The organism is Candidatus Neomarinimicrobiota bacterium, assembly GCA_018647265.1.
Classification (GTDB): domain Bacteria; phylum Fidelibacterota; class Marinisomatia; order Marinisomatales; family TCS55; genus TCS55.
On record JABGTK010000165.1, the window covers coordinates 1 to 9,655 of the forward strand.

Below are 9,655 nucleotides of genomic sequence, written 5' to 3' on the forward strand. Positions count from 1 at the left end.
GCATTATTATGTTGGTAATCATCTTGGAAGCAATTGGTGTACCCAGCGCAGGGATCGCCCTTATCTTGGGTGTAGATAGAATTTTAGATATGATGCGGACGGTTACAAATGTAACCGGTGATGCTAGTGTGGCGGTGGCGGTGGCTTCTTCTGAAGGTCAGATTTCTGAATAATAAATATTTCAGGATTCATTGAACCGAATCGATAAAACCCCGTAAACTTCGGTAGCTATTTAAGATTTCTTACTTTAGATATTGAATTTCAGGATCTTCAATAAAAAATCCTTGAGATTACCTTCTGAAGTCAAAAAACAGGCCTTCCCTGCATAGTGCGGGGTGAAGGACGTTTGCTGAGGACAGAGGCCTCTACCGTGTTAAACGGATCCTGAAATCGATTCTGGAGTAAGAAAATAAAAAACCCCGCTTAATGCGGGGTTTTTTATTTATTTCAATTTTGATTGTATCTGGCTAATTCGCCAGCGCGAACCCTTAATTTTTAATTGAACATGGTCATCTTCATAATTTCGTTCCAACACATCTACCCCTTCCTGGGCTTGTGCAAGCTCTTTGGATTCCTGATAAGAAAATTTAAGATTAACAATTTGATAATTCTCATCCATGATTTCAGAAATATTCTGAGTTAACTTATCAATACGTAGATTATTCAGAGCTGAAACATAAATACCACTGGGGAATTTTCGCCTTAAATAACTGATTTGTTTTTCAGCACTCTTTAAATCTATTTTATTGAGTACAATCAACATTTGGCGCCTTTCGGCTCCCAAGTCCTTTAATACATCAATAATTGTATTGTGGTGATCTGTCACTTGGTTAGAGGATGAATCCAAAACCAATAGGATTAAATCTGCTTTAATAACTTCTTTTAAGGTACTTCTGAAACTGGCCACCAAATGATGAGGTAGTTTCCGAACAAACCCAACTGTATCGCTCAATAAAATGGTATGGGCATTGTCTAGTTCTACTGATCGAATGGTGGTATCCAGTGTGGCAAATAACTGATCCTCGATAAAAACATCTGCACCGGAAAGAGCTTTCATTAATGTTGATTTTCCGGCATTAGTATAACCAACCAAAGCCACCTTAAATTGATTTCCACGTCGTTTACTTTGGGTATCTCTTTCTTTGCCTATCTTTTCCAGTTCACGCTTCAATTTAGAAATACGCGTTCGGATTAGGCGGCGATCCACTTCGATCTGTGTTTCACCGGCGCCGGCACGCGTACCAATGCCACCCATTTGTCGTTCAAGATGAGTCCATGCCCGCGTTAATCGGGGTAACATATATTCTAATTGAGCCAACTCTACCTGTGTTTTTGCCTCTTTGGTCTGGGCATGCTGTTTAAAAATATCAAGGATAAGGGCACTACGATCAATAACCTTTATTTCCTCAGTTAATTTACTGTAGTTCTTCATTTGCCCCGGACTCAGTTCATCATCAAAAATTATAAGCGAAACATCCAATTCTTTGGCTTGGTTGATCATCTGTTCCGCTTTCCCCGTACCGATAAAAAATGATGGATTTATTCGAGATAATTTCTGGGTGACATTCCCTACAACTTCTGCTCCGGCTGTATCAGCCAACAGATGCAATTCTTCAAGATGCTCTTCCACCGTTTCCATATCCAACTCACCATGAATAACACCAACCAGAAGCGCCCTTTCTTTTGGTTTTATTTCCGAATTCTCAATCATAATTGGTTCTTCATGGCGTCCGGTCTTGGACGGCTTAAAAAAGATTCCACCATAAATATTATTATTGCAAGAATTAAGAATAGCCGCCATAATGTGCGCCCATGGCGCCGAGTTGTGATGGCTTCTTTTACATCCGATTCGGGATTAATCCAGACTGTTTTGTTTTTGCCGATTACAGAAATAACTTCGTTAGAAGTTGCCCTTAGATTTGGTTTTTCAAAGGGTGAAAGCTTGGACGAGAAAGCGGTATAAAAATCATCATCTGCGAAAACTTCATATGATCCTAATTCATTAATTTGATTTATCACTAAAGATTCTTGATTGTAGTTGGGCACAATCAATATCTTATCCCCTGAGGGATTAACCACGGACCATTCTTTATTTAATAGATCTTTAGATATTTTAATAGTCTTTGATTCGCCGACCTCTACCAATGCGGTATTCATTTCATCTGTAGCTGATAAAATTAGCAACCGGTGGATCAGAGGAATGAGTAAGCCCTTCATGCTTAAGTCATTCCACCTTAAGTCTAATGGTGATGAAAAATAATAAATCTGGCTTCCGGAATGGGATATTTCAAGAAAAAATGGGTCGGAATTATTTAAAGCTAGAATCATTTTATGACGTTTGTTTTTCTCAACCTTATTATATCTGAAAACTTGAGGCAGAACCGTTTCCACATCCCTCAAATTTAATTCTTGTAAAATTGGATTGTTACGATCCTGTACTTCCACCGAAAAATATGAATCACCATCTAGGGTTACTTCCTCTATAAAAACCGGCAGCTTCAAATTGGATTGTATAAGGGGTGTTAGGTTTGCATAATTTTCACCTGAGAACCAGAGGATACTGCCTCCCTCGCTCAAAAAACGTTTTATTGATTCAACTGCTGAAGCGCTTAGTAGTTTCGGATCTTGTAAAATTAAAACGTCTGTTTCATCTAAATAAATGCGATCAATTGATATCATAACTTTTAGTTCAATATCCAAGAATCGATCTTTCCCACTTATTGATTCCAAAACTGTTTTCAATACGAATAAATCATCTTGAGAATTGGCTATAACTTTACATGATATTTGTTCAGGAATTGTTAACTCAAAAGTTTGTTGATCGTCCAAGGAATAATCATCCCGAGGGATTTCTAATTTTCCACGAATAATGCCACTTTTCCCCGGGTAAACCTGAAATAAAAAATCTTTGCTTCGACCTGGTTGAAAATGAGAAACAATTTGACCCACCCGTTCTTTATTCAAATATAATTCAACAGGAATATTACGCTTTTCGATGGGCCCCATATTCTCAATCTTGGTATTAAGTTTTAATAAATGGTTTGGGAGTTTAATCTGGCTTGCAGCGGAAATATTTGTTATCGAAACATTATCGGCCAACTGTTTTTGCCCTAGACAATAAAAACGCCAGCCTACATATTCTGTACTGAAAGTAGTTGGAGGTGCGCTAGGGAAATCACTTAGGATGAAGCACTCCCGATTAACGGCTGAACCGTCAACAGATTTTAATATTGAATCAACAACTGACCATATTTTATCTCGGCCAACTGATTGTGTAATATCCCAATTCTCCGTATTTAACTTCATTCCTTTTTCAAGAATGCCGCTATATAATTGCCTAACAGGTGTTGTTTGATAAACGTGGAGGTTCACCAAACCGTCAAAACCAGCAATAATATTCGGTAGTTCATATTTAACCTGATCCAAATAAGAAGTGCGATCCTCTGTCACTGCCATGCTGGCTGAATTATCAATTATAATAACTGCAGTGGATTCTTTTTCACTGGGTATCCATGTAGATTCACTCATCTGAATTGGGCCTGCAATCATGAGAACCAATGCGGCGATTAAACCCATTCTAAGTGCAATTAAAATCCATTGGCGAATTTTTAATTTTCGAATAGTATCATGTGTCAATTCTTGGATGTGTCGGATAGAAGAAAAATCTACAGTTTTGGTATTCCTCAAACTAATCAAATGGATTAATAAAGGCAGGGAAGTCGCGAGGAGACCCCATAAAATAGACGGGAATAAAAAAGACATTAGATAGGAGTATAAAACATCATCATGATTGCGCCGGCGCCAAGAGGCATCTTGAAGTTATCATCAAGTGGGATTGGTGCTATTTCCATTATCATTGCTGCAATTGCACCACTCAATGAAACGGACAAAGGTAGAGATGAAAAATTCAAGGCAATGATAACACACACCAATAATCCGCCAAAAAATCCTTCCCAAGATTTATCCCAAATTTTATGTTTCCCAAAATGCTGACCAATCAACCCGGCAGCAGTGTCCCCAAGGCTCATAAAAATAAGGGCAATAATTGCTACTGGTTTAGCAAAAATCATTATAGAAATTACTGCACCAATAATCACCCATGTAGCACCAGTCAGTTTCCCTTCTTGTTCATGGTTTCGAAGCATATCACTAAATAATTTGTTAAAAATAGATTGAATCCATCCAACGCTGTGACGAAGAATATCCACCAAAATAAATAACACCATTATGACCGAGAGTATTTTTACAAACAGCCATTTTTCAGGAAAAATATAAATATAGGCAAAGGGGATTGCCAAGTTAAACAGGTGAATAAATTTTCTGAGGTATTCGCTTATTGGTATCATTTTTCACTGTTAATTTTATCAAAAATATCTTGAAGGTCAAGTATACTTACAATCAAATCAACTCCTGTGGCTTGATCTAATACAGTCCCCGGCGCTATGGATTGATCCAAAACAGTATAAGGGACCAAATCTTCATTTTGCTGATAAGAAATTTTGCCCACTTTTAACCGAGATTGGGTTAAGGCTTCTTTTGCTTTTTTCATACTGAGACCGAATAATTGGGGTACTTGGAAAAAATCGGGAGGCAATCCTTGGCTGACGGTTATTTGAAGTCCGAGTCCTTTTTTTATATGATCCCCTGATTTTGGGAATTGCCAAGCGACTGTTCCTTTCGGATAGTCCGGGTTATACTCTGTATAAACTGTGTCTATTTGTAGTCCCAATTGTTGCAGCGAAATTTCTGCACTTCTTTGTGATTGGCCCACCAAACTAGGTACTAGCACCATTTTTTCTGGACGCGAAATTTTCAATCGAACCGTTCGGCCTGGTTTCACCTTCTCTCCAGGCAGTGGATATTGATCAATAACAGTTTGGGGTTCAACTTTTGATGTATAAACTGTATCATAAACAATTCCCTTAAAACCTTCTGAATCTAATTCTTTGATTGATCTAGTCAGAGATTTTCCCGTTACATTCATGACAATTATTGATTCATCCTGGCGAATATATGATGGCAATACAAACCAATCAAATATGAGTATTAATCCCAAGGAGACTATACCAATTGCGAGTATGAAGTGAATAATTTTATTGATCATATTTTTCGGAACCTTGCGGCAAACATTCCATCAACCAAATCATTGGGCGGAAAAGTTTCTAAACAACTATGGTCATTCAGCCAATTTTTAGGAATGAAGTATTCACCCGATTCAAGAGAGAAATTGTTATTCAATTTAAGGAACGACTCAACCACATTCCAATTCTCTTCCGGTTCGAGGGAGCAAGTAGCATAAACCATTACACCTTCGGGTTTTAAAAACTGTACCATATGATTTAAAATAGCAGATTGAATTTCTGCCATGGAATCCACATCATATTTTTCACGACGCCAGCGAATATCAGGTCTCCTACCCAATACACCTGTCCCGGTGCAAGGCGCATCAATTAAAATACGGTCGGCCATAGGGAATTCGTCAATGGTGGCATCCTTAAAACTCCATTCAATTGGCATCTTCAATTCTTTTGCTCTTTCTCGAGCGAATTCAATTCGTTTTTGGCTAATATCAGATGAGAACAATTGGCCTTTATTATTCATGAGTTCAACGATATATCCTGATTTTGTTCCCGGCGCAGCACAAACATCTAAAATGGTTTCGCCCGATTGCGGATCTAACAATTCTACTACAGCACCGGAAGCGCGATCTTGCACATTGAGGATTCCATTTTTGAATAAATCACTTTTCAGCATACTTCCCGATCCTGATTCCACCCTGATAAATTTTTCTGATTCAGGACTAGACTCAAAGGCAATTCCCAACTCATTTATTTGATTGATAATCTCAGCTTTAGACTCTGGATTACAGTTCAATCTGAAATCTATTTTTGATGGTTCATTAAAATAATCACAAAGCTGAATCGTCTTTTCCCTACCAATTTGATTGTTCCACTTTTCAAACATCCATTGTGGATATGAATACCATTGCGATTGAGACTGTTTTTTCCCCATTTGATTTGGATCAATTTTTTCGGTTTTTCGCATTACAGCATTAACCAATCCACTGAACTTGCGACCCATTTCTTTTTTAGTCAATTCAACCCAGGAATGAACTGCCGCATGGGCCGGGATTTGATCATCCATAACAGCTTCATAATACCCAAGTCTCAAAATAATATGGATGGAGGGATGAAGCTTTTTAATCGGTTTGCTGAGGAATGACGATATCCAATAATCCAAGCGCGCCTCCCAACGAACGACCTCATTCGTGAGCACTAAAGTTCGGGATAAATCATTTTGTTCTAATTTGGTCTTTTTATAATATTTATCTCGAACGAACTTTAAACGATCATTGGAACGATCAAATTCTTTCAGAATACAAAATGCATGGTATCTAGCATCTTTCATAATTTACCGATCTGATCTCCAATTTTAACATTCAATCCTTTTAAACAATCAGCCATGCTCATTCTGCGTTTTCCTTCTAACTGAATTTCTATCAATTCTAATAAACCATCACCACATGAAACCGCCATCTTGTTCTTTTCTAATAATGAAATTTTTCCACCATCATCACAATATTTATCATCCAAAATTAAAGATTTAAATATTTTCATCCTTTTCCCATTCATTGTTGTGAATGCGCCGGGGAATGGAGAAAATGCTCTAACCATGTTATGAATTTCCTCAACTGGATCATTCCAATTTATAGCACACATTTCTTTGGTAATCTTTGGTGCAGGTGAGGCTAAATCATTATCCTGTTGTATAGGATTATGTGACCCTTCTTCTAATTGATTCAAAGTCTCCATTACCAGTTTTATACCCAAACCCGACATTTTTTCTGAAAGAGAGCCAAAGTTATCTTCATTTTCAATGTTGATCTTTTTCTGCATCAGGATCGCGCCAGTATCAACCTTGGATTCAATTAAAAAAGTTGTAATACCCGTTTCTGAATCACCATTCAATAACGCATGTTGAATTGGCGCCGCCCCCCTATATTTTGGGAGTTGTGATGTATGAAGGTTTACCGCTCCAACCTTTGGTATTTCAAGTATAGAATTGGGTAAAATTCGAAAAGCAACCACAACAAAAACATCTGGAATTAAAGATTTTAATTTTAACTGGAATTCATTGTCTTTTAATGATTCCACAGGAATATAATTTAGGTTTAATTCATTAGCTAATTCGCCGATTGCCGTATGACGGAGTATCCGCCCTCGCCCCATTGGCTTTGGAGCATTACTCACAACACCAACTATATCATGGCGAGATTTATGGAGTGCTTTTAAAATGGGGTTGGCAATAACCGGGTTGCCCATAAAAATAATTCTCATAGACACCCCCTCTCGAAATAAATCAACTGGGTTTTGAAGAAGTTAAAGAACAAAAGCCTTTCGATCTTTGGCTTTGGAAACTGCATCTTTTTCAATAATTTTTAATTCTTTTCCAACACCCATTTTAACAGTAGATGTAACACGATCCACAATAAAAACACCATTTAGATGATCAATCTCATGCTGAATTGCCCGAGCCAATAGTCCATCGATTTCATCGATATGTTCCTGGCCGGACTCATCTTGATATTTGAATTTGATGAATTCCGGACGTTTTACATCCAATCGTACATCTGGAATGGAAAGACATCCTTCTTCAAACCAGGATTCGCCTGAACTTTCCAGAATTTTTCCATTGACAAAAATATGAATATTTTCACCTTCTTCTTCTATATCTGAAATATCAATGATGAATAGATTCATATCTATCCCAACCTGATTGGCTGCAAGGCCGATACCACTTTCCTCATACATGGTATCGAACATATCATCTAATAAATTGGAAAGAGAGCTAAAATCCTCTACTGGTTTACAGACTTTTCGGAGAATAGGATCTCCGTAATGGATAACTTCCATTAATGCCACTAAGACTAACTCTCAATCGCTTCTGTTTCAGTACTTTCAACTTTATCAGTAAAACCAGCAATGGCCGATTTATTAACTGTCATACTGGTATTCTTATCCACCTTAAGAATGACAGCTGTTTTTTCTTTTGATTTAAAGCCGCTAATTGTGCCATGGATACCACCGATCGTCACGATGCGATCGCCCTTTTTTAGGTCACTTAACATTTTTTGTTTTTCTTTCTGACGTTTCGCTTGGGGACGAATCATCAGGAAATACATTATGCCTAATATGAGGACAAATGGTAAATAAGCAATAAGTCCACCACCCTGGGCACCTTGCCCACCTGCAAACAATTGTATGAAATTCAATTTTTTCTCCTAATCTTGAGCCAGGAAATTACCGAGGAATCATTAAATTATTATAAAGATTAAACAGACTTTTTTAGACCAATTTCAAAAGTTGTTCCATTACCAACTTCACTTTGAATCACCTTAATTTCACCACCGTGGATTTCATTAATTATGCGATTCACCAATGACAATCCAAGCCCCCACCCTCTATTCTTCGTGCTAAACCCTGGTCGGAATATATTTTTCCAATCTTTTTTGGGTATCCCCAATCCATTATCCTGGATTTGAATGAGTCCATAATTATCATCGGAAGAAAGTAAAATATTGACCCTTCCTTGTTCTCCTTTGATTGAATCAATTCCATTTCGAATCACATTTTCAATGGCCCATCCTAATAGCAATTCATTTCCATCAATTAAAACATCCTCGGATGTTTCAAGAATCAATTCAATTTCTTTCCCTAATGATGGTAATCGTTTCTTCAAATAAGTGGTTTGGTTATTCACTAAGTTATTAAGAGATATACTTTTGAGTGGTGCGTCTGAACCCATTTTACTAAACCGATTGCCAATTTGATTCAGCCGTTCCAAATCCGATTCCATCTCTACAACTACAGCGGAGGACTCCTCAGGGTGAGCCTTTAATCGATCAACCCAACCCATTAGCGCTGAAACAGGTGTTCCCAGTTGATGGGCAGTCTCACGAGCCATTCCTACCCAAATATTACGTTTTTCGCTTTTTCGAATTGAGTTGAAACCCATAAATCCTAAGAAAATAAATAAAGCTACAACGCCAATCTCAAAAAAAGGTAACCATTGAAGTTTACGAATAAGGTCTGAATCACCGTAATGTAAAAACCCTAAGGGAATTGCAATCCCCGATATGGGATCATTAAATGTTATTGGAATGGGATCATTCTGGCGATCCATCGAATTCATTGGTTTTAACAATTGGTTTGGCTTTAAGGCATTACCAATATTTCGTGAATAAACTGGATTATTTTCCCCATCAGAATAAATAACCGGAAATTGAACTTTTTTAATTATTTCATCAAAAACAAAATTTAGATTGGTATCAGAATCTTCGTTAACTGTCTTTGCTATAATTTCAGAATAAAGTTTTACAATTTCTCTATTATCATCCCGCAATCGATTAACGATTGAATTCGAATACCCCAACAAACCAATAATTAAAATCAGTCCAATAAAAAAAAGACCAATTTTAATATTGCCACTATTTCGGTAATTAGCCATGCTTTTTTCTAAATAAAAACCCGAATACAATAAACCCAATTGCTAATCCAAAAGATGCGAAAGAGACAATTAATCCATTATTAAAGGAAGATTTATCAAATTTGAATTCGACAGTATGGCTCCCTGCAGGTACTTCAACACCACGTAA

The 9,655-nt window shown here is 37.3% G+C and carries 10 protein-coding genes; 1 reads left to right on the forward strand and 9 read right to left on the reverse strand.

Features of this window, described 5'->3' with window-relative positions; translation table 11 throughout:
- Positions 1–173, forward strand: a 173-nt coding sequence (locus HN459_09785; GenBank protein ID MBT3479730.1) for a cation:dicarboxylase symporter family transporter, incomplete at its 5' end; no start/stop codon positions are given.
- Positions 174–442: 269 nt separating this feature from the next.
- On the opposite strand, the gene hflX is transcribed toward HN459_09785, so the two are convergent.
- The 9 genes from hflX to HN459_09830 are packed head-to-tail and all read right to left on the reverse strand — an operon-like array spanning position 443 to position 9,507.
- The gene (hflX, locus tag HN459_09790; GenBank protein MBT3479731.1) at positions 443–1,711 is read right to left on the reverse strand and encodes a GTPase HflX; all 1,269 of its coding nucleotides are present in this window, start codon (positions 1,709–1,711) and stop codon (positions 443–445) included.
- Entirely contained in the window at positions 1,708–3,762 is a 2,055-nt protein-coding gene (locus tag HN459_09795; protein ID MBT3479732.1) for a hypothetical protein, read from the reverse strand. Before HN459_09795 ends, hflX begins: the two co-directional genes overlap by 4 nt.
- Positions 3,762–4,346, reverse strand: coding sequence for a hypothetical protein (locus HN459_09800; protein ID MBT3479733.1), 585 nt, complete (start codon positions 4,344–4,346; stop codon positions 3,762–3,764). The genes HN459_09795 and HN459_09800 overlap by 1 nt, the downstream gene beginning before the upstream one ends.
- Positions 4,343–5,104, reverse strand: coding sequence for a PASTA domain-containing protein (locus HN459_09805; GenBank protein MBT3479734.1), 762 nt, complete (start codon positions 5,102–5,104; stop codon positions 4,343–4,345). Before HN459_09805 ends, HN459_09800 begins: the two co-directional genes overlap by 4 nt.
- Positions 5,101–6,408, reverse strand: a complete 1,308-nt coding sequence (gene rsmB, locus HN459_09810; protein MBT3479735.1) for a 16S rRNA (cytosine(967)-C(5))-methyltransferase RsmB — start codon at positions 6,406–6,408, stop codon at positions 5,101–5,103. Before rsmB ends, HN459_09805 begins: the two co-directional genes overlap by 4 nt.
- Complete coding sequence (locus tag HN459_09815; protein ID MBT3479736.1) at positions 6,405–7,337, reverse strand: methionyl-tRNA formyltransferase; 933 nt, start codon at positions 7,335–7,337, stop codon at positions 6,405–6,407. Before HN459_09815 ends, rsmB begins: the two co-directional genes overlap by 4 nt.
- Before the next feature lie 42 nt (positions 7,338–7,379).
- The gene (def, locus tag HN459_09820) at positions 7,380–7,913 is read right to left on the reverse strand and encodes a peptide deformylase (GenBank protein ID MBT3479737.1); all 534 of its coding nucleotides are present in this window, start codon (positions 7,911–7,913) and stop codon (positions 7,380–7,382) included.
- A gap of 14 nt (positions 7,914–7,927) precedes the next feature.
- Positions 7,928–8,272 (reverse strand): preprotein translocase subunit YajC, encoded by a 345-nt coding sequence (yajC, locus tag HN459_09825; protein MBT3479738.1) that lies wholly within the window; start codon positions 8,270–8,272, stop codon positions 7,928–7,930.
- Between the two features lie 59 nt (positions 8,273–8,331).
- Positions 8,332–9,507 carry a HAMP domain-containing histidine kinase gene (locus HN459_09830; protein ID MBT3479739.1) on the reverse strand — a complete coding sequence of 392 codons (1,176 nt, stop codon included), beginning with the start codon at positions 9,505–9,507 and terminating at the stop codon, positions 8,332–8,334.
- Positions 9,508–9,655 lie beyond the last annotated feature (148 nt).

Coding starts and splice junctions, on each gene's coding strand:
- hflX (MBT3479731.1), bottom strand. CDS start 1,711: ATGATTGAGAATTCGGAAATAAAACCAAAAGAAAGGGCGCTTCTGGTT.
- HN459_09795 (MBT3479732.1), bottom strand. CDS start 3,762: ATGTCTTTTTTATTCCCGTCTATTTTATGGGGTCTCCTCGCGACTTCC.
- HN459_09800 (MBT3479733.1), bottom strand. CDS start 4,346: ATGATACCAATAAGCGAATACCTCAGAAAATTTATTCACCTGTTTAAC.
- HN459_09805 (MBT3479734.1), bottom strand. CDS start 5,104: ATGATCAATAAAATTATTCACTTCATACTCGCAATTGGTATAGTCTCC.
- rsmB (MBT3479735.1), bottom strand. CDS start 6,408: ATGAAAGATGCTAGATACCATGCATTTTGTATTCTGAAAGAATTTGAT.
- HN459_09815 (MBT3479736.1), bottom strand. CDS start 7,337: ATGAGAATTATTTTTATGGGCAACCCGGTTATTGCCAACCCCATTTTA.
- def (MBT3479737.1), bottom strand. CDS start 7,913: ATGGAAGTTATCCATTACGGAGATCCTATTCTCCGAAAAGTCTGTAAA.
- HN459_09830 (MBT3479739.1), bottom strand. CDS start 9,507: ATGGCTAATTACCGAAATAGTGGCAATATTAAAATTGGTCTTTTTTTT.